Genomic DNA, 19,648 nt, shown 5'->3' on the forward strand with positions numbered 1-19,648 from the left:
TTCCACCACGCCGTGACCCCGTTCAATGACTTGTTTGACTGCCTCAGCCTTGAATTCGGCTGTGTAGCTGACTCTCTTCATGACTTTTTCTCCTTTTCAATTTCGACCTTATCAGGTGTCTATTGAAACGGGTCAAGTCCAGGTTGCACGCACATCGCCCCGCAGCCATCAAATATTAGTGAATGTGACGCCGGGAGACACATTCAGGGACAATTTACAATTTTAACCTTACGCGGCAGGATCAAAGTGATTTGCAGGTGCATTTCTCCGGGTGGCCGTTGCAACAATACATCCATGAAGCCCGGGCCCCACTGTGTTGTGCTGAATTTCTAAACTATTATCAAACTCAATATTTGCGCACACCATGCATGACTACCCTGTAATTGCTGACCGGAAGATTCGCGTTGCCCTTGTGGGCTGTGGACGTATTTCCAGCAATCATTTCGACGCGATCAGGTTGCACTCGGAACGGATGGAACTCGTCGACGTATGTGATACCAATGCCGATGCGCTTGAAAAAGCTACAGCCAGAACCGGGGCCAGGGGGCACAGAAGCGTTACCTCAATGCTGGCAGTAACGACGGCCGACATCGTTGTGCTGTCTACTCCGAGTGGGCTTCATCCGGAGCAGGCCATTGAGTGTGCACGCGCCGGACTGCATGTCATGACAGAAAAACCGATGGCTACGCGCTGGCATGATGGTCAGCGCATGGTCAAGGCGTTTGACGAGGCCAATCGCAGGCTCTTCGTGGTCAAGCAGAATCGCCTGAACGCGACCTTGCAGCTTCTCAAACGCGCAGTGGACCAGAAGCGTTTTGGCCGTATCTATATGGTCAACATCAACGTTTTCTGGACCCGGCCACAGGAGTATTACGACAGCGCCGCATGGCGCGGTACCTGGGAGTACGATGGCGGCGCTTTCATGAACCAGGCCAGCCACTATGTCGATCTCCTTGACTGGCTGATCGGGCCCATAGAGAGCGTACAGGCCTATACAGGCACGCTGGAGCGCAACATCCAGGTCGAGGATTCCGGCGTGCTCAACGTCAGGTGGCGCTCCGGTGCGCTGGGTTCCATGAATGTGACCATGCTCACCTACCCTAAAAACCTCGAAGGCAGCATCACCATTCTTGGCGAGAAGGGCACAGTTCGCGTCGGTGGCGTGGCAGTCAATGAAATTCAGCAATGGCAGTTTGCGGAACCGCACGAGGATGACGAGAAGGTCAAGACGGCCAGCTATGAGACCACGTCCGTTTACGGATTCGGCCATCCGTTGTACTACAACAATGTGATCAACACCTTGCGTGGCGAAGCCGAACCAGAGGCAGACGGACGTGAGGGTCTCAAGGCTCTGGAGGTGTTGATTGCCGTTTACCTGTCGGCCCGCGACGGCAAGCGCGTGCCCCTGCCGCTCGAATACTGACCACGCATGTCTGCATACATACATCCGAGCGCCATCGTGGACGCCGGCGCGCAAATTGGGGAAGAAACCCGAATCTGGCACTGGGTACATGTTTGTGCGGGCGCCCGCATTGGCCGAGGGTGTTCGCTGGGACAAAATGTCTTTGTAGCCAACCAGGTCGTCATCGGGGACAACGTCAAGATACAGAACAACGTGTCAATTTATGACGGTGTTGAAATTGGAGATGACGTGTTTTGTGGGCCCAGTATGGTGTTCACCAACGTTTACAACCCGCGTTCGGCCGTAGGCCGTAAGGACGAGTACCGGCCAACTGTTGTCCGCAAGGGCGCTACCCTGGGCGCCAACTGCACGATTGTGTGCGGCACGGTCATCGGCGAATACGCATTTGTCGCTGCGGGGGCAGTCATCAACCGCGACGTCAAGCCCCATGCCCTTATGGCAGGTGTACCCGCACGCCAGATCGGCTGGATGAGCCGTTTTGGCGAGCGCCTCGATCTTCCCTTGGCAGGCAACGCCACCGCTACGTGCCCCCATACCTCTGATATCTACGAACTGGTCGATGGCGAATGCTTATGTCGAACGCACTGATACCCTTTATCGACCTGAAGGCGCAATACCAGGCCCTCAAGCCCCGGATCCAGCAGCGTATCAATGCGGTGTTGGACCATGGTCAATACATCATGGGGCCCGAGGTCCGGGAGCTTGAAGAGCGGCTTGAAGTGTTGACGGGTGCCAGGCATTGCATCACTTGCGCAAGCGGCACCGAAGCCTTGCTTATCAGCCTGATGGCACTGCGCATCGGGCCGGGTGACGAAGTCATCACCACGCCGTTTACCTTTGCGGCCACGGCAGAGATGATCGTCCTGCTTGGCGCGACACCCGTATTTGTGGACATTGAGGCCGACACCTGCAACATCGACGCAGCCCTCATCGAAGCCAGAATCACCCCACGTACCAAAGCGATCATGCCCGTAAGCCTTTATGGCCAGTCTGCGGATATGGATGCCATCAACGCCGTTGCCGCGCGCCATGGTGGCATTCCTGTGATCGAGGATGCGGCCCAGAGCTTCGGCGCCACTTACAAAGGGCGACAGAGCTGCAATCTGAGCACGTTCGGATGCACGAGCTTTTTCCCGAGCAAGCCTCTTGGTTGTTATGGTGACGGCGGCGCACTGTTTACGAATGACGATGCGCTTGCACAGGCATGTCGCGAGATCAGGGTTCACGGGCAGAGCCGCAGGTATGTGCATACAAGAGTCGGGCTGGGCGGCCGCATGGATACGCTGCAATGTGCGGTGGTACTGGCCAAACTGGAGCGGTTTGACTGGGAGATAGAGAGGCGCCTGGAGATCGGGCAACTTTACAACGCTACACTCGACGGACTGGGGATTTCGCGTGTCGCGCAACGCCCGGACCGCAACAGCGTATTTGCACAGTACACAGTGTTCGTTGATAACCGCGACGCCGTGCAAGGCAAGTTAAAAAGCGCAGGCATACCGACGGCCGTTCACTATCCTCTGCCGCTTAATTTGCAGCCCGCATATGCGCACCTCTGTTGCCCGGATTGCACGCCCATGGCTGGCAATGCTGCTGGGAGGGTTATGAGCCTGCCAATGCATCCGGACCTGTCCGCCGAGGGTGTGGCTCGCATTGCATCGGAACTGGCTGCGGCGACAGGACATTGATTTTTATGCCCTTACGCCGTGACGGGTGGTTGGGCATGGCGTTCAGGACAAGACCCCGCATACATCGGGAAAGTGTTTTTTCAAACGAGGTGGATGAATGGAACTCAAAGGCAAAAAACTGGTACTGATAGGTGGTGCCGGCCTGATCGGATCGCACACTGTAGATCACCTGGTCAAGGAAGACGTCAAGGAAATTGTCATCTATGACAACTTCGTCCGCGGCCGCATGGAAAATCTGCACAACGCCTTGAAAGACCCGCGCGTCAAGGTCTATGAAGCAGGTGGCGACGTGTTGCAGACCGACATTCTGGAAGCGGCGCTTGAAGGAGCTGATGGCGTTTTTCATCTCGCTGCGCTCTGGCTCCTGCAGTGCCACGAATTTCCCCGAAGCGCTTTCGATGTGAATGTGAGGGGCACCTTCAATGTGATGGAAGCCTGTGTGAAAAAGGGCGTGAAGCGCCTGGTGTATTCGTCTTCGGCATCCGTTTACGGTGATGCAGTCGAAGAACCCATGACGGAAGACCACCCCTTTAACAACCAGAATTTTTACGGCGCGACGAAGATATGCGGAGAAGCCATGCTGCGGCCGTTTCACTTCCGCTACGGCCTTAACTATGTCGGCCTGCGCTACATGAATGTCTATGGCCCGCGGCAGGATTACCACGGTGCTTACATCGCCGTGATCATGAAAATGCTCGACGCCATTGACCGCGGTGAAAGCCCGACCATCATGGGCGATGGTTCCGAAGCCTTTGACTTTGTGGCGGTGGAAGATTGTGGCCTCGCAAATGTTTGCGCCATGAAGGCCGAGACCCGGGACCGGTTTTACAACGTGGGCACGGGCAAGCGCACCTCTCTCAAGCAGCTCGCAGAAATGCTGTTGGTGCTGACGGACTGCAAAAAGCCAATCAACTATGCCCCACGCAGCCAGGCCACGCTGGTGAGAAACCGCATCGGCTCTGCCAAACGTGCCAGCGAGGAAATTGCTTTCAATGCAGGCATCGATTTGATGGACGGCCTCAAACGCCTGATTGAGTGGCGGGCAGAGCACAAGGCGGAAGTCCAGGCCCGCCGGCGTTCGGTGGGGCTGCCAGCGTGAATGAGTTCTCAAAGATGAACGTCCCTATCGCTCGCACCAGTCTGCTTGAGACTGAAATCCAGAGCGTGCTTGAGCCGCTTCGGACCGGGTGGCTTGTGCAGGGGCCTAAAGTTCGTGAATTTGAGGAAAAGTGGTCCGCGTTTACCGGCGCGGAGCATTCGATTGCGGTGACTTCATGCACCACGGCGCTCCATCTTTCATTGGCCGCTTTGGGTTTTGGACCAGGAGATGAGGCCATTGTTCCTGCATTTACCTGGATTGCCACCGCAAATGTGGTTGAACATTTGGGTGGGACGGTGGTGTTTTGCGACATCGACCTTGCTACTTTCAATCTCGACGTCTCCCAGCTTGAGAGGCTGGTAACGCCGCGAACCAGGGCGATCCTTCCCGTGCATTTGTTTGGCCTTTCTGCAGACATGTCGGCCATCCTGGCTTTTGCAGCGAAGCACAAACTGGCTGTGGTGGAAGATGCCGCCTGCGGATTCGGCGCCAGATACAAGGGGCGCCACGTAGGCACTCTTGGTGATACCGGGTGTTTCAGCTTCCATCCGCGCAAGGCCATAACGACTGGAGAGGGTGGCATGATTACCACCAACGACGCGGCCTTGGCTGAAAAGCTTCGTCGTCTGCGTGACCATGGTGCAGCCATGTCGGATTTACAGCGTCATCTGGGAGCTCGCCCCTACCTGCTTGCCGACCATCCTGACGCGGGATACAACCAGCGCATGACCGATTTACAGGCAGCGCTCGGCAGCGCGCAGATGGACCGCGCACAACAGATCATTTCTGAGCGTCAGCGATTGGCGGCTGTTTATGACGGCGCGTTTGAAGACTTGGGCTGGCTTAGAACGGCGGCAAAGCTTGAAGGTTACGAACATGGCTACCAATCCTATCCATGCCTTTTTCAGCCAGAACCGGTCAATATGTCATCCGTCTTGCGCGTTAACGCGATGCGCAATGAATGGATGGACAAACTGCAGCAGCGTGGAATATCGACGAGGCCTGCAACGCACGCCGTCCACATGCTGTCCTACTACCGCGAAAAATACGGGCTGAGCCCCGAAGACTTTCCCTGCGCGTATGTCGCAAACCACTGCAGCATTTCTTTACCTTTATTTCATGGCATGACCGAGGCGGAGCAGGCGTACGTCATTGATGTGGTAGCCGAAGGTTTTCAGTAATGTGCGGCATTGCCGGAATCGTTCACCTGAACGGCGCATCGGTAGCGCCTCCCGTTTTGCAAAAAATGACGGATGCGATCGCCCACCGGGGGCCTGATGGGGAGGGCCACTGGATCGAGGGAAATGTAGGTTTGGGTCATCGCAGGCTGGCGATCCTTGATCTTTCTCCCGCCGGGCATCAGCCCATGGTTTCCATGGACCACCGTTATGTCTTTAGCTACAACGGGGAGGTATACAACTTCCGGGAACTGCGCAGTGAACTGGAGGCTGCAGGCTACTGGTTTCGATCCAGGACGGACAGCGAGGTGGTGCTCTATGCGTTGGTCCATTGGGGTACCGACGCGCTACAGCGTTTTAATGGAATGTTCGCATTGTCTCTTTGGGACCGCAAGGAGCGAACCCTTTTGCTGGCGCGTGACCGCTACGGCATCAAGCCGCTCTATGTGAGTCATCAAGGAAATACGTTTTCATTTGGTTCCGAGCAGAAAGCGATCCTCGCCCAAACCGGTTTCGATCGTCGCCTCGATAAACCAGCGCTGCTTGAATACTTTACGTTCCAAAACATTTTCACCGATCGCACTTTGCTGGAGGATATCCAGTTGCTTCCTGCCGGGCATCATGCGGTGCTGGACATGAAGCAGGCCAAGCCATCGCTCAAGCGCACATGCTATTGGGACTATCGTTTCCGCGAGCCCGATCAACGCGCAAGCGATGACGAATATCGTGAAGAGCTGGATCGGTTATTCAGGCAGGCCGTTAACAGGCAATTGGTCACGGATGTCGAGTTGGGGAGCTATCTCAGCGGGGGCATTGATTCCGGTTCAATCACGGCGATCGCCGCGAGATCATTCCCTTATCTTAAAACCTTCACTTGCGGCTTTGACTTGAGTTCCGCCTCCGGGATCGAGTTGGGTTTTGATGAGCGCACCAAGGCAGAAGCGATGTCAGCGCGTTTCAAAACGGAGCACTACGAAATGGTGCTCAAGGCCGGTGACATGGAGCGGTGCATGCCAAAACTTGCACGGCATCTTGAAGAGCCGAGGGTCGGTCAGAGTTACCCCAACTACTATGCCGCCCAACTTGCCAGGGCATTCGTGAAGGTTGTACTTTCCGGTGCGGGCGGCGATGAACTCTTTGGTGGCTATCCGTGGCGTTACTACAGGGCCACTGTCAACCAGGATTTCGAGCACTACATTGATCAGTATTACGATTTTTGGCAACGTATGGTCCCAAACAAGATGCTGGCCCGTGTTTTTGCGCCAGTGTGGGGAGATGTCAAAGACGTCAATACGCGTGATATTTTCCGCGACGTGTTTCGCACGCACAACAACGATCTGAATCGCCCGGAGGATTACATCAATCACTCCCTGTATTTCGAGGCGAAGACTTTTTTACACGGACTTTTTGTCGTCGAAGACAAGCTGAGCATGGCGCATGGCCTTGAAACACGAGTGCCGTTTATGGACAATGACCTTGTCGAGTTTGCCATGCAGTGCCCCGTGCATTTGAAACTCAACAACCTCACAAGCACTGTCGCCATGAACGAAAACACGCAGGGCAACAAGCCTGCAAGGTTTTTCCAAAAAACCAAGGACGGAAAGCAAATCCTGCGCGACGTCATGCGTCGGTACATTCCGGAAGACATTGCCAATGCTGAGAAACAGGGCTTTTCCGCTCCTGATAGCAGCTGGTTCAAGGGTGAAAGCATTGAGTTTGTCAAGCACAAGCTTCTCAATGGCAATGCGCACATTTACAAATGGGTAGATCGACAGGCCATTCTTGAATTGGTCAATGAGCATCTCGATGGCAAGCAGAACCGACGCCTCTTGATATGGTCCTTGCTTAACCTCGATGCCTATATGGAGCAAGTTTTCGAGGAAAAATTATGAAAGCGGCAAGCGCCTTGAAATTACTGTCTGAAGTCCTGAGGGAAGAGCGCGTCATACGCGGGAATTTTCTGAGTCTCCAAGCGCTGGACTCGCGGGCTGAACAGTTGCAGACGAACGCAGCGTTCTCCGAGAAGTGGAGCAGACAAGCTCGAAATGACGAGCAGGATAAAGCGTGGACGCTGCAAAAGAACTGGTACTTGGTGCTTTACGGGTTTGAAAACGAATCTGAGCTGGCAACTTTCTTGCGCAGCAAAGCGGTCATTTATGACGCTGGTTGTGGTTTGGGATACAAGGCAGCATGGTTTGCTGAACTTGCGCCAGATTCTTTGGTCATCGGCATGGACTATTCAGAAGCGGCAGCTATCGCTGCCAAAACCTATGAGGCTGTTCCCAATCTTGTTTTTCTTCAGGGTGACATCGCCGCCCCGGTCTTCAAACCTGGAAGTATTGACTACGTTAGTTGCGATCAGGTGATCATGCACACGCAGAACCCGGACCGGACATTCTCGCAGCTGGCTACCATTACGAGACCAGTGCAGGGGCAGCTTGCGTGCTACTTTTATGCCAAGAAAGCATTGCCGCGCGAGTTACTCGATGATTACTTCCGTACAAAGTGCGCTGACATGAGCTCCGAAGAGCTTTGGGCCATGTCCGAGCAACTGGCGGAATTGGGTAAACGGTTGACGGATATCAACATCAGCTTTGAGTCACCGGCCATTCCGGCGCTTGGCATCAAAGCGGGTACCTATGATGTACAGCGCTTTATCTACTGGAACTTTTTGAAATGCTTCTGGAACGCTGACCTTGGTCTGGAAAACTCAATAGCATGTAATTTTGACTGGTATAGCCCATCTAATGCGAGGCGATTCGACAGGGTAGAGGTTACCAACTTGGCTACAGCTAACCGCTTGCGGGAAATTTTCTTCCACGAAGAAGAAGCTTGTTTCACTGGCCGTTGGGCGCGTGACGACGATATAAAAGAGGTCAACGTTGTGCGCGTGGAAGCGGGCACGCCATGATGGGTGTTCTGTCCGATGCGCATGGCAACTGGCAAGCTTTTGACCAAGGCATATCTGTACTCAAGCAAATGGGCGCCACACGATTCGTGTTTCTGGGAGATGCCTTGGGTTACCTGCCTATGCCGGACGTCTTGGATTCAATAGATGCGTTGGGAGCGCAGATTGTTTGTATTCGCGGCAACCATGAAGACTTGATTCTCAAGGGGGGGCTGAATCCTGTGCAGGAGGCGGTCTATCAGCACGAGCGCTCACGGACCATGCTTAGCGGCCGGCAACTCGCAGCCATCAGCGCATGGCCCCCCATGTTGGAACTTGATTTTCCTGTGGGGCGCGCATTGTTTATTCATGGCAGTCCGGTGGATCACACTTATGGCTATGTTTATCCGGACACAGACCTTCGACAGTTCGATGTTTCCGCACAGTATGTCTTTATGGGAAATACGCACAGGCCATTTGTCCGCACCGAAGCTGGAACATTGTTCGTGAATGCCGGAAGCTGCGGCTTGCCCCGGGATCATGGCGCCTTTGGATCTGTTGCCCTTTTTGATGAAGGTTCGGGTGAGAGCAAAATTATTCGTTTTGATATCCGTCAAGCGACAGCTGCTTGTCTGACTCAGGTTACCGGAATTCATGAAGATGTTCTGGCATTATTTTCCAGGCAGCCCGAGCACTACGAGGGAGAACTTTTTGTCCATTGATCAGCTTCCGATAATGGTGACGGCCATAGGGGGTGGCGGTCATGGTGAGCAGATACTCAAGGCTTTGAAGCTCGCAAAAGGACACCGCTACCGTATCATTGGTGCGGATGCCAATCCCGACTGCCCCCAATTTGACTGGGTGGACGAACGCGCGCAGCTTCCTCTTGCATCTGACCCGGATTACGTCAGCGTATTGCTTGATGCGTGTGATCGATTCGGTGTCAAGGCGCTGTTCCACGGCTGTGAACCCGAACTGAAAAAATTCTCGGCTAACCGGCACCTGATTGAGGGGAGAGGGATATTCCTGCCTATAAACCCTGCGGCAGTGATAGAGACCTGCATGAACAAGGAAGACACCAATAGGCGTCTTTCTGCCTTGGGTTTTGATGCACCACGATATATGCGTGCGTCCAGTCGGGATGACCTGAGAAAGATAGATTGGTTTCCTGTTGTGGTGAAACCATCGGTCGGTGGCGGTGGATCTGCCAATGTGTATATTGCCCAGAATATGACTGAGCTGTCAGGCTTGGCCGACTATCTGGGTCTTGCGGCGGCAGGCAGCAATTTTCTTATTCAGGAGTATGTGGGCACACCGGATTCCGAATACACCGTAGGCGTGCTTCATGACATGGATGGTAACTACATCAATTCGATAGCGGTCAGACGAATGCTTTCGGGACAACTGAATATAAGGATGTCCGTACCAAACCGTACCGGACGCAGCGAGCTGGGCGCTACCCTCGTGATCAGCTCCGGGGTGAGCCATGGCCATGTTGGTCGACACGCAGAGGTGACTCGTCAGTGCAAGGAGATTGCGCGTGCGTTCGGTTGCCGTGGTGCAACCAATATTCAATGCCGGTTTGTGGATGGTCGCGTCAAGGTTTTTGAGATCAACCCCCGTTTCTCGGGCACGACATCCATTCGCGCGATGGTTGGCTATAACGAACCTGACGTACTTATAAGGAAGCACATCTTTGGGAACGACATCCTGGTCGACTTTGAATACGAAGAAGCAGTCATTCTGCGAAACCTGACCGAAATGCGGGTCGGAGCGACAAGAAGGAGTTGAGATGAGCGTAGTTAGTTATCAATGTTGTCCGGCCTGCATGTCTGTTGACATTGAGAAGCTGGAAGCGTATGACACATTTCCAGCCATTCTGTGGCCTATCGAAGCAGAAAAACGCCACACTGTCAGTGCGGCGCGCATCACTGCATGGATGTGCAGTGCCTGCCACCATGTCTTTCTGAACGATATTGACGAAGGCTTTGCAAGGAAACTGTATGAGGACTACTACTATTTGTATCCCTTCAAAAATCTTGAATCCCTACAGGCGCCATATCGAGAAGCTTTTGATGGCGTTGCCAACTTGTTTTTGAAAAAAAATAAGGGGACCTTGCTGGAAATTGGTTGCGATGACGTGGCGCAAATGAAGCCGTTTCTTGACCGCGGCTTGTTATGTTCCGCTATCAATCCGGGGGCTAAGAGCAGCGAGCAGGTGCACTTCATCGATGGTTTCTACGGCTCGACCACAGTGCCGGACTCGTTTGACTATGTTGTCTCACGGTTTAATCTGGAGCACATCGTGCATCTGGATACTTTTTTTGAAGCCTTGGATAAAAATTTGCGCCAAGAGGGATTGGCCATCATTCAGGTGCCCAACATCCAGTCAGTGGCGAAGGCTGGAATGCTCAATATTCTTGCTCATGAACATCCGCATTATTTTTGCAGGCAATCGCTTCAGGCGCTGCTCAGGCGACGGGGTTACGAGATTTTGTATTTGTCCCGGGACGATGAGGCTAGCTTGATTTGTGCATTTGGATGGAGTACCAATGCCTATGAGCCCAGGTCCTTGAAAAATGGAGTCAGCACCATGCTGGAATTTGCTCCGTTTATGCGACGACACGAAGGCCAGAAGGTTTTCATATATGGGGTGAGCATGTCATTGACAGGCCTTCTGTATTCAAAGGCCGTCGACCCCTCGGCGTTCTCAGAGGTTACCGTTATTGATGACAATCCTTTGCTGCATGGAAAATACATGCCGCTTACTGATATGAAGATCGTCCCGGTTGACAAGGCTGGCCTCGAATCCGAGTCGGTTGTACTGCTGTCACTCAATCCTATTTACTTTCCGCCTGTCATCGAAAAACTTAAACGGCTCGGCGTACAGAAAAACATCTTTGCTGTGAGTGATCGCGGCTTTTACCGGGTTGAATCAGCAGAAGTGGTGAACTGATGCAATTCAAAAAACTCAATGAAATCGAATTGCAGGACGAAACGTCCTGGTGTGATGCGGTGTTTTTGACGCTGGACATTGATTGGGCCTGTGACGAGGTCCTGCTTGACTCGATCGAACTCATTGAAAAAGCGGGCGTTCGAGCTACTTTTTTTGCTACTCACGCTACGCCTCTCTTGTCGAGAATCGCCGAAAATCCGCTATTTGAACTCGGGCTTCATCCAAACTTCAATGAGCTTCTTCGTGGTACGCCCCAAGTGGGGGGGCTGTCTGCGGCGCAGGTCGTAAATAGGCTTGCCTCCATTGTTCCTGGTGCAAAGTCATTTCGGAGCCATTCCCTGAGTTGGGGTGATGTTATTTCCCAAGCAATTCGGTCTGTGGGAATCACCAATGTTTCCAACCACCTTATTCCCGAACAGAGCGGCATTGTTCTGAAGCCGTACGCAGATTGGTATGGGCTTGTTCATGCGCCATATTTCTATCAGGACAGTGCCTGTTTTTATTTCCACGAGAACACGCCGATCAGGGATTTGGCTTTTCGCGAGGGGCTAAAGATTTTTGACTTTCATCCGATGCATATTTATCTCAACAGCGAACGCCAAGAGAGATACGAAGGCTTGCGCGATTTTGTACGCAAGCCCGATGTACTTTTAAAAAATCGTTATGAAGGTGAGGGCGCGCGGAATTCACTACTGAGGTTGATGGAGTTGGGGTGAATGTGACCATAACCGCGAATTGCTCCTCTCATATACGCATTGTCAATGCGCCACTATCTCCATGTTCAACATTGGTCTGAACCGTGCTCTACCCGCCCAGCTGATCAGCCACTTCGGCGTTGATCTGTCTGGTCTGACCGTCTACACAGAGGCGGCCTCGGGCACTTATCTCCTGACCCCCATCGTGGCGGCACTTGCAGGTGCAAGAAAGGTATTTGCCCAAACACGCGATTCCCGCTTTGCCACCGCCGAAGTGGTGTGCCGTGAGACCATGCGAGCCGCGTCAGCCTTTGGTGTGGCAGACAACATTGAAGTTCGAATAGGGCGCTTTGACGAAGGGTTGGCCCAAAGCGACATCGTTACCAACAGTGGTTTCGTACGGCCTCTTGACAGCGCTCTTGTTGCCAGGCTAAAGCCTACCGCCGTGATTCCGCTGATGTGGGAAACATGGGAGTTCCGTGCTGCAGATCTCGATTTGAGTGCCTGCAAGGCGAGGGGTACACTCGTTCTCGGCACCAAGGAGCAGGAACCTCCCTGCGATCTTCGGTTTTTTACCGGCCTGTTTGCCTTGAAGTTGTTGTTCGAGCTGGGGTTTGATGGCGGGAAAGTCCTGCTGCTGGGCAATGCGCCGTTGCCTGCAGGCGCGATTGCCGACCAGATGCGCCGTACCGGCATAGATCTGACTTGGGTGTCAGCCGAACCAGAGGGTGATCTTCGTTACGAGCAGTTGCGCGAGCACTTTTCAAATCACGGGCAAGAGTACGACATCATGGTGGTGGCGGAGCACCGGCATCACCATCAATTGCTGGGTGAAGATGGATTTCTCGACTACAGCGAAATACTGGACGTTAATCCCGATTTGAAGCTGGGCATAATTTCCGGCAACATAGATATAACTTCGTTAAAAGCATCCCGGTTGCGATATTTTCCAGAAGACATTTTACCGGCTGGATTTTTGAGCTATCAGCCTTACCACATGGGTCCACGGCCCGTGCTCACGCTGTATACCGCAGGATTGAAGGTCGGCGAGGCAATGGCAAGAGCCCGGCTTCGAGGCCTCAATCCCAAGGACGCAGCAAGAGAGGCGCTCGCCAGCAGCCCCGCTATGGATTTCGTCGGAGATATGGCATGGCTCTAAATGAGCGGCTCTCCGCCTTGCTTCGGGATTTAAGGGCCTTGCACCTGGAATTGCGGCGCGACGTACATGCGAAGTTCAAGCGCATCAATCCTTCATACGAGGACATCTTTGACTGGAAAGAGCGTGGTGAGTTTTGGGTTGGCCGTGGCAAGAATGTCACTATCTACAATTCCACAACCGTGGTGGGTGATGTTGAGATCGGACAAAACACATGGGTTGGCCCCTTTTGTTCGCTCGACGGTAGCGGCGGATTGTCAATAGGTGAAAACTGCTCAGTATCGGCTGGTTGCCAGATTGTCACCCATGACACCGTCAAGTGGGCCGTATCTGGAGGGCGCGAGCCCTATGAATATGCGCCGATTAAAATTGGGAACTGCTGCTTCATTGGGTCTCAGGCAGTAGTCACGAGGGGCGTAACTATTGGTAGCCACTGCGTGGTGGGTGCGGGTGCCGTCGTCACCTCTGACATCCCTGATTACGCAATCGTGGGCGGAGTTCCGGGTCGCGTGATAGGCAGGGTCAATGTGCATGACGATCAAACGGTGACCCTTGAATATTTTGGTGTTGGCTGAGCTCGACTCCTGATTGCGGCATTTCATGGGTCACTCACCTGGTTGGCGCTGACACCAGGAATGGCTGTTTCACAGCAGCAGAATCTAAAGAATACTGATGACGGATACCACAGACTTTACGGTTGAACATTACGCAACGCTACTTGAGCTTGCGAAAGCGCAGTACAGATTTATTCGGTATCGGGAGATAGCCCTTGATCAGCGCTTTGTGCTGTGGCGTCATGACTGCGATTTTTCTTTGAATCGTGCAATGCGTCTTGCACGTATTGAGCAGGCTCACGATGTCCGTTCGACTTATTTCCTGAATCCCCATTGCGAGTTCTACAACTTGCTTGAACGGGAGCAGGCTGCAATTATTGAAGTCATACTGGCTTGTGGGCATGACATAGGATTGCATTTTGATGCCGCTTTTTACCAGATCAACTCAGAGGATGAGCTTGATGAACTTGTTGCAAAAGAGTCTGGCTGGCTGGAAGACTGGTTTGGCGTCGAGCCAACCGCATTCAGCTTTCATAATCCCGATGCTTTTTTGTTGACCTGTGAGCGAGACTCTTATGGTGGCCTCATTAACTGCTACTCGCGAAAATTCAAGGATAGCATTCCTTACTGCTCCGACTCCAACGGTTACTGGCGATACCGTCGGCTTCACAACGTGCTGAATAGGGCAGAAGAGCCACGCCTTCAGGTACTGACCCACCCGGGCTGGTGGCAGGATGAACCTTTGTACCCGCGCCAGCGAATATTTCGATCCGTCTACGGTCGCGCAGATGCGGCCATGAAACTCTATGACGACACTCTTCAGGCACATGGGCGTGAGAATCTTGGCGGTCCTGCGGGCAGCCTTGAATTTCTAAAGACGCTTGATCCAAAGCAGTTCAATATGCTGGACTATTTGTGGAATAAACAGGCGTTTCAAACGCTGTTCCTGGAGCTTTCGCGCATGCATGGCGGGCAGTTACTTCGCCTGTGCAAGATTTTCATTGAACGTAGCTGGGGCGTGCCTGCGGCGGAAGTTAATCAGTTTTTAGTTCAGAGTGCTCTTATAGATGATATGCAACTTTTATTTTTCCGTACATTTGGCATGTCTTGGATGGATGCCATCGCCAGCTCGGAGGACTTGGTCCAGAACTGGGAGAAGGTACAGGGCCTAATTTCCCGTCGTATCTCGGGTTTGGAGGAGGCTGAGTTGCAGAATGGATGCGCCTATCTATGCAGCATGATCAATGCCACAGCTCATTGGGGAGCCGCTCATCCAAAAATTCAGCATGATGGGATTGCTGACGCGACGGATCGCCTTTCAGAGCCTGGTGCTGGCCTAATCACTGGGGTTATTTCCTCAAGCGATTGGGCCGTATTCAAGAGTAGTTTTCAGATTGGCTAGCTTCCGCATAGCTTGTTGGCGCCACGAATTTTTGTGGCCTTGATGGCTTGCAACGTGATTTGACCAATAAAACAGCAGTTTGCCGAACGTGCCAGCACGAGCATTACATACGACCAAATACGCGTGACCACTTGGCAGACAATAGACTGCCCTTGAAGCGGCGCGACGTTGGCATCCGACAGAAGCGATATTGTTCTTCATGTTACGCTCAGTTCAGGTAATTTTGGTTGTTTATAGCGAGAGTAAATAGATGAGTCAAAGCAATACCAACGTAGCGGTAGATCCCCAACTTCTCTCTAGTTTCGAAGAGTTAAAAAGTTTGAGGCGTCATGGTCGAGATGCCAAAGATTATTTGGCTCGCCGAAAAGCTTTTGCTGAAGAAATTGGCAGTCCTGATCTATGGCATTTTGTTGATCACTTTGGTTTGTACGCTGGTACCCAAACGATAGCCACCTACATGGCTGTTCATGATCTGGTCCGGGACACTATGGATGTACCCGGCCATGTCATGGAGTTTGGGTCTCATCACGGCGCCAAATTGATGTTCATGGCAAAGCTTCTCCAGTTGTACAGTTCCAACAGCATTAAGAAGGTGTTCGGATTCGATTCATTCGAGGGCCTCCGTACTTTTGGTGCGCTGGATGGAGAAAAAAGCCGGGCCATGGAAGGTCATTACACCGGAAATGAGGATGTTCTTCGCAAGAGTATTCAACTGTTCGGCTACGAAGAGTGGGTGCATTTGGTCAAGGGTGATGCCCGAGTCACTATTCCAGCTTTTGCGGATGCGTTTCCTCACGTCATGGTGAGCCTCGCATACGTAGACTTCGATCTTTATGAGCCGTGCCAGGCTGCACTGAAGTTCCTTGGCCCGCGTATGGCTACCGGTGGAATCATTGCATTTGATGAGGCGTTGACCGATTTTTTCCCGGGCGAAGGCATCGCCCTGCTCGAATTTCTGGAAGACCAAGCGCATGCCCGCTTTGAGATGAAAGTCTCACCAATAGCCTTGCAGCCAACCATCTGGCTGGTGAAGAAGTGACTGCAGTTGGAGGCTTCGATGCCGTTGCAGCGTATGAGCAAATGGTGCTCATACGCTGTTTTGAAGAGGTCGTGCTCGAGCTTTATGCTGCGGGCGGTGTGCCCGGCACCACGCATACTTATATCGGCCAAGAGGCTAATGCTGTAGGCGTGATACGTCATCTCAATCCCATGGTCGATAACGTGATCAGTAACCATCGTAATCATGGGCACTATCTTGCTTACAGCGACGACGTAGACGGATTGCTTCGGGAAATTCTGGCGCGTGAGGGTGGAGTTTGCGAGGGCCGGGGGGGGAGTCAGCACCTTCATAGCGGCCGTTTCCTGTCTAACGGCGTGCAGGGAGGGATTGTTCCAGTCGCCGCAGGTATGGCAATGGCTGAAAAGAGGGCTGGGACAGGCGCTGCGACCGTCGTTTTTATAGGAGACGGTACGCTAGGCGAGGGCGTCGTATATGAAACCCTCAATATGGCATCTCTCTGGTCTCTCCCGCTTCTCGTGGTCGTAGAAAACAATCGCTATGCGCAAACAACTCCTATCGAGCGTGCTTTGGCCGGATCCCTCACTGCGCGGGCTGAGGCTTTTGCCGTTGCTAGCGAACAGGTTGACTCTACCGATGTTGATGTTATTTATCGGGCAGCAGGCAGAGCGTTGAAGCATGTACGGGAAGCGGGCAAGCCGTTCTGGCTTGTTATCAATACTTACAGATTCGCTGCGCACAGTAAAGGCGATGATTTTCGGCCCAGAAGCGAGATCGAGCGATATCGGGCATACGATCCTTTGAGTATTGCCAAGGCCAGCCTTGATGCTAAATCATGCGATGCTGCAATGCGCAAGGCAAAGGCCCGCATTGCGGCATCGCTGGCAGCTGCACAACATGCCTCCGGGCCTTCGGCTCCAGTAGAGTGGCTGGTTCGCTCGGGAGAACTCTGGATATGACGACCGTCGCCAACAATTCCTTGCGCTGCGTCCAGGTTTTGAATGTCGCGCTGCATGAGATTCTAGAGGCGCGGCCTGAGGTTATCTTGATTGGCGAAGACCTTGACGATCCGTATGGCGGAGCTTTCAAAGTATCAAAGGGGCTCTCAACTTCTTTTCCCGACCAGGTGTTATGCACCCCTATCAGTGAGTCTGCAATTTTTGGTATAGCGTGCGGACTTTCGTTACGGGGTTTCCGTCCCATGGTTGAGGTCATGTTTGGTGACTTCCTAACTTTGGGGCTGGATCAGATCATTAACCATATCAGCCCTTTCCAAGACACCTGCAAGGGTCGGACGCAGATGCCATTGGTGGTGCGCATCCCGATGGGAGGGGGTAGGGGATACGGACCTACTCACAGCAAATCATTGGAAACGCTTTTGTTGGGAGTGCCAAATATATTGGTTGCGGTAGCCAGTCAATACCATGACCTTTCTGCGATGCTCAAAGCTGCAGTCGCTTCGGATACGCCCGTGTTTTTTATCGAAAACAAGCAGATGTACGCGCAGTTCAACGAGCGACATGTGAAGGGTTGGTTGAACATGTTCCAGTGTAGGGAAGGGCAAGGGCCGTTTCCCTCTATCACTTTGTCGCCTGTACGCTTTGAACCAGCCATGTGGACGATTGCAACCTATGGTGGGTCAGCTCCTCTCGCGATCCGCGCTGCGCGTTCCTTGATGCTCGAACACGAAATACCTTGCGAAGTGGTCATTGTGGGTTCTCTTCAGCCGCTTGATAGTACGTCGGTTAAGGAGTCGGTTCATCGCACCGGCGCCCTCATAACGCTAGAAGAAGGTGTGCCGATTGCCGGGTTTGGCGCAGAGCTAGTGTCGAAGTTGATGCCATCTGTATGGGGTAAGTTGCGCGAAGCACCACGGCGGATTGGAGCTCTCCCTGTGTCCTTACCTGCTGCACCAAGTCTTGAGCAACATGTCTTGCCCAACTGGGGCGATGTCATGGATGCTGTATTGAGCAAACCTGGCAGGTGGAGTGCTTTTAATGATTGACATACTGCTCAAACCCCTTGACGCCAACGCTGATTTTGTGGTCCTGGTCGAATGGGTCATTCCCGATGGAAGTGCGGTTGTTTCAGGCGAAACGATATGCCACGTCGAGACGAGCAAGACGGTCACGGAAATTGTGGCGCCATCCAACGGCGTACTTATTCATAGAGTTAAGGTAGGTGAAAAAGTCGAGGTTGGCGCTGTACTTGCCTCTATTTCCGAATTGAGTGAGACGCCTAGCCTGGGTTCAGGGAGCGCGTCGCCCAACCCCATGGCCGTGAACGCTCGCGTTTCTCGGAGAGCTCAGGACTTGATGGGTAAATACCACCTAGACATTGCAGACTTTCCGGCGGAAGGTTTTATCAGCGCCTCCGATGTAGAAAAGCGATTTGCACAGCTTGAAATAGAGCGTCATCTTTCTGGTGGGGGCATCTTTCCGCTTTTGGATGGCATTAACCTTTCTGGGTTAACTTTTCCGGAAGGTAGCAGTGAGCTATCGGATGGCCGGTTGACGCCTGAGTTCTTGCTCCGTTTGCGGGCTGATCCAGATGCTTTTCGTGCGCTATCTGAAAATGAGCGGCTGGACTTACTCCGACAACATGGCGCATCCATTGGCGATGGTGTGCGCCTCGGGGCTGGCGTGTTTATCTGTGCGCCGCAGATCGTCCTGGCAACTGGCGCATCTATCGAGGCCGGGGGCGAAGTCTGGTGTGCCGAGCGCTTCATCATGGGTCCGCTGGCCCGTTTTGGTCCCCGTTTGAGCCTTAGATGCCAGCAAGCTGTTATCGGGGGCGCCGTGTGGGCAGAAAATGACATCACAATTGGTGGCGGCGGGCATCGCGACCCTTGGGCGGTCATAACCATTGGGGACAATTCTTACATTGGCGGTGAAGTGTTTCTGAATACCTGCCGTCCTGTATTGATCGGCCAGAACGTATTCGTAACCAATCGAGCTACTCTGCTGACGCATAACATTGGGCACTCATATCTTCACGGGCACGAGAACCGGTTTTCTGCAGTTGTCCTTGAAGACGCGAGCCAAGTCGGTATTAACACGGTGGTGTATGCCGGAGCTCGTGTCGGCCGTGGTGCGGTCATTGGTTCGAATGGTTATGTGGTTGACTCCATTCCAGCGGGAAAACTCGCCTTTGGGGTACCGGCCCGTGTGGTTGGTGAGGCGCAGCAAACCTTATCTCCACAAAGACAAGCCGCAAGAGCCAGAGAAATATTTGATGACCTTTTTCGGCTTCTTTCTGCAAAGGGCTATGAGACAGCACGCTTGGTTCTAGAGGGCAATCAGGCGTTCACCGTCAAAAATGCTGAGAGCGAGTTCGGGCTTGTTTTGCAGACCGATCCTCTAGCAGGTACCTTGGGTGAGAACATAAGCTGGGTGGTATGGACACTTGCTCCCTCCCTAGAAGTGCCTCAGGAGGGAGTGGTCATTATGGACTTGCTAACGCCACTCATCAGTGGTGCCGGCAACCCTGTTTGGGTAGGCACACTTTGCGAGTATTTGCGCAAGCGCGGACTCAAAATTCAGCCAACACCATGGCGCTATCAAGGTGGGCTGATTTGAGTGCGCTAAAAAATCTC

General features: G+C 53.1%; 18 protein-coding genes. All 18 read left to right on the forward strand.

The genetic code is table 11. From position 1 onward, the window contains the following. Window positions 1-364 precede the first annotated feature (364 nt). The 18 genes from HYX42_RS06495 to HYX42_RS06580 all read left to right on the forward strand — a co-directional run bounded on the left by HYX42_RS06495 (window position 365) and on the right by HYX42_RS06580 (window position 19,631). Window positions 365-1,423, forward strand: coding sequence for a Gfo/Idh/MocA family oxidoreductase (locus tag HYX42_RS06495; protein WP_293401081.1), 1,059 nt, complete (start codon window positions 365-367; stop codon window positions 1,421-1,423). 6 nt (window positions 1,424-1,429) lie between these two features. After that, a complete protein-coding gene (locus tag HYX42_RS06500; protein ID WP_293401083.1) occupies window positions 1,430-2,011 on the forward strand; it encodes an acyltransferase in 582 nt (193 codons plus the stop codon). After that, entirely contained in the window at window positions 2,011-3,108 is a 1,098-nt protein-coding gene (locus HYX42_RS06505) for a DegT/DnrJ/EryC1/StrS aminotransferase family protein (RefSeq protein ID WP_293402408.1), read from the forward strand. The genes HYX42_RS06500 and HYX42_RS06505 overlap by 1 nt, the downstream gene beginning before the upstream one ends. Window positions 3,109-3,205: 97 nt before the next feature. Further along, the gene (locus HYX42_RS06510) at window positions 3,206-4,207 is read left to right on the forward strand and encodes an NAD-dependent epimerase/dehydratase family protein (protein WP_293401085.1); all 1,002 of its coding nucleotides are present in this window, start codon (window positions 3,206-3,208) and stop codon (window positions 4,205-4,207) included. Continuing rightward, window positions 4,204-5,388: a DegT/DnrJ/EryC1/StrS aminotransferase family protein gene (locus tag HYX42_RS06515; RefSeq protein ID WP_293401087.1), complete on the forward strand. Its 1,185-nt coding sequence runs from the start codon at window positions 4,204-4,206 to the stop codon at window positions 5,386-5,388. The genes HYX42_RS06510 and HYX42_RS06515 overlap by 4 nt, the downstream gene beginning before the upstream one ends. Continuing rightward, window positions 5,388-7,277: an asparagine synthase (glutamine-hydrolyzing) gene (asnB, locus tag HYX42_RS06520; RefSeq protein ID WP_293401089.1), complete on the forward strand. Its 1,890-nt coding sequence runs from the start codon at window positions 5,388-5,390 to the stop codon at window positions 7,275-7,277. The genes HYX42_RS06515 and asnB overlap by 1 nt, the downstream gene beginning before the upstream one ends. Then, window positions 7,274-8,296, forward strand: coding sequence for a bifunctional 2-polyprenyl-6-hydroxyphenol methylase/3-demethylubiquinol 3-O-methyltransferase UbiG (locus tag HYX42_RS06525; protein WP_293401091.1), 1,023 nt, complete (start codon window positions 7,274-7,276; stop codon window positions 8,294-8,296). Before asnB ends, HYX42_RS06525 begins: the two co-directional genes overlap by 4 nt. Further along, a complete protein-coding gene (locus tag HYX42_RS06530) occupies window positions 8,293-8,994 on the forward strand; it encodes a metallophosphoesterase family protein (protein WP_293401093.1) in 702 nt (233 codons plus the stop codon). The genes HYX42_RS06525 and HYX42_RS06530 overlap by 4 nt, the downstream gene beginning before the upstream one ends. Beyond that, the gene (locus HYX42_RS06535; protein WP_293401095.1) at window positions 8,984-10,063 is read left to right on the forward strand and encodes an ATP-grasp domain-containing protein; all 1,080 of its coding nucleotides are present in this window, start codon (window positions 8,984-8,986) and stop codon (window positions 10,061-10,063) included. The genes HYX42_RS06530 and HYX42_RS06535 overlap by 11 nt, the downstream gene beginning before the upstream one ends. 1 nt (window position 10,064) lies before the next feature. Next, a complete protein-coding gene (locus tag HYX42_RS06540) occupies window positions 10,065-11,228 on the forward strand; it encodes a methyltransferase domain-containing protein (RefSeq protein ID WP_293401097.1) in 1,164 nt (387 codons plus the stop codon). Next, complete coding sequence (locus tag HYX42_RS06545) at window positions 11,228-11,944, forward strand: hypothetical protein (RefSeq protein ID WP_293401099.1); 717 nt, start codon at window positions 11,228-11,230, stop codon at window positions 11,942-11,944. The genes HYX42_RS06540 and HYX42_RS06545 overlap by 1 nt, the downstream gene beginning before the upstream one ends. A 61-nt stretch (window positions 11,945-12,005) precedes the next feature. Continuing rightward, the gene (locus HYX42_RS06550) at window positions 12,006-13,082 is read left to right on the forward strand and encodes a hypothetical protein (protein WP_293401101.1); all 1,077 of its coding nucleotides are present in this window, start codon (window positions 12,006-12,008) and stop codon (window positions 13,080-13,082) included. Then, the gene (locus tag HYX42_RS06555; protein WP_293401103.1) at window positions 13,073-13,654 is read left to right on the forward strand and encodes an acyltransferase; all 582 of its coding nucleotides are present in this window, start codon (window positions 13,073-13,075) and stop codon (window positions 13,652-13,654) included. Before HYX42_RS06550 ends, HYX42_RS06555 begins: the two co-directional genes overlap by 10 nt. Window positions 13,655-13,751: 97 nt before the next feature. After that, entirely contained in the window at window positions 13,752-15,035 is a 1,284-nt protein-coding gene (locus tag HYX42_RS06560) for a hypothetical protein (protein WP_293401105.1), read from the forward strand. Between the two features lie 250 nt (window positions 15,036-15,285). Further along, a complete protein-coding gene (locus tag HYX42_RS06565) occupies window positions 15,286-16,074 on the forward strand; it encodes a TylF/MycF/NovP-related O-methyltransferase (protein WP_293401107.1) in 789 nt (262 codons plus the stop codon). Then, window positions 16,071-17,012 (forward strand): thiamine pyrophosphate-dependent dehydrogenase E1 component subunit alpha, encoded by a 942-nt coding sequence (locus HYX42_RS06570; RefSeq protein ID WP_293401109.1) that lies wholly within the window; start codon window positions 16,071-16,073, stop codon window positions 17,010-17,012. The genes HYX42_RS06565 and HYX42_RS06570 overlap by 4 nt, the downstream gene beginning before the upstream one ends. After that, a complete protein-coding gene (locus tag HYX42_RS06575) occupies window positions 17,009-18,058 on the forward strand; it encodes a transketolase C-terminal domain-containing protein (RefSeq protein ID WP_293401111.1) in 1,050 nt (349 codons plus the stop codon). The genes HYX42_RS06570 and HYX42_RS06575 overlap by 4 nt, the downstream gene beginning before the upstream one ends. After that, window positions 18,051-19,631, forward strand: coding sequence for a biotin/lipoyl-containing protein (locus HYX42_RS06580; protein ID WP_293401113.1), 1,581 nt, complete (start codon window positions 18,051-18,053; stop codon window positions 19,629-19,631). Before HYX42_RS06575 ends, HYX42_RS06580 begins: the two co-directional genes overlap by 8 nt. Window positions 19,632-19,648 lie beyond the last annotated feature (17 nt).

This window comes from Polaromonas sp., from assembly GCF_016185115.1.
In the GTDB taxonomy this organism is placed as follows: Bacteria; Pseudomonadota; Gammaproteobacteria; order Burkholderiales; family Burkholderiaceae_C; genus Polaromonas.

Bases quoted from the DNA above. Each gene is read 5' to 3' on its own strand.
- HYX42_RS06540 (WP_293401097.1), top strand. From the start codon at position 10,065: ATGAGCGTAGTTAGTTATCAATGTTGTCCGGCCTGCATGTCTGTTGAC.
- HYX42_RS06525 (WP_293401091.1), top strand. From the start codon at position 7,274: ATGAAAGCGGCAAGCGCCTTGAAATTACTGTCTGAAGTCCTGAGGGAA.
- HYX42_RS06530 (WP_293401093.1), top strand. From the start codon at position 8,293: ATGATGGGTGTTCTGTCCGATGCGCATGGCAACTGGCAAGCTTTTGAC.
- HYX42_RS06545 (WP_293401099.1), top strand. From the start codon at position 11,228: ATGCAATTCAAAAAACTCAATGAAATCGAATTGCAGGACGAAACGTCC.
- HYX42_RS06560 (WP_293401105.1), top strand. From the start codon at position 13,752: ATGACGGATACCACAGACTTTACGGTTGAACATTACGCAACGCTACTT.
- HYX42_RS06565 (WP_293401107.1), top strand. From the start codon at position 15,286: ATGAGTCAAAGCAATACCAACGTAGCGGTAGATCCCCAACTTCTCTCT.
- asnB (WP_293401089.1), top strand. From the start codon at position 5,388: ATGTGCGGCATTGCCGGAATCGTTCACCTGAACGGCGCATCGGTAGCG.
- HYX42_RS06510 (WP_293401085.1), top strand. From the start codon at position 3,206: ATGGAACTCAAAGGCAAAAAACTGGTACTGATAGGTGGTGCCGGCCTG.
- HYX42_RS06495 (WP_293401081.1), top strand. From the start codon at position 365: ATGCATGACTACCCTGTAATTGCTGACCGGAAGATTCGCGTTGCCCTT.
- HYX42_RS06580 (WP_293401113.1), top strand. From the start codon at position 18,051: ATGATTGACATACTGCTCAAACCCCTTGACGCCAACGCTGATTTTGTG.
- HYX42_RS06575 (WP_293401111.1), top strand. From the start codon at position 17,009: ATGACGACCGTCGCCAACAATTCCTTGCGCTGCGTCCAGGTTTTGAAT.
- HYX42_RS06550 (WP_293401101.1), top strand. From the start codon at position 12,006: ATGTTCAACATTGGTCTGAACCGTGCTCTACCCGCCCAGCTGATCAGC.
- HYX42_RS06555 (WP_293401103.1), top strand. From the start codon at position 13,073: ATGGCTCTAAATGAGCGGCTCTCCGCCTTGCTTCGGGATTTAAGGGCC.
- HYX42_RS06500 (WP_293401083.1), top strand. From the start codon at position 1,430: ATGTCTGCATACATACATCCGAGCGCCATCGTGGACGCCGGCGCGCAA.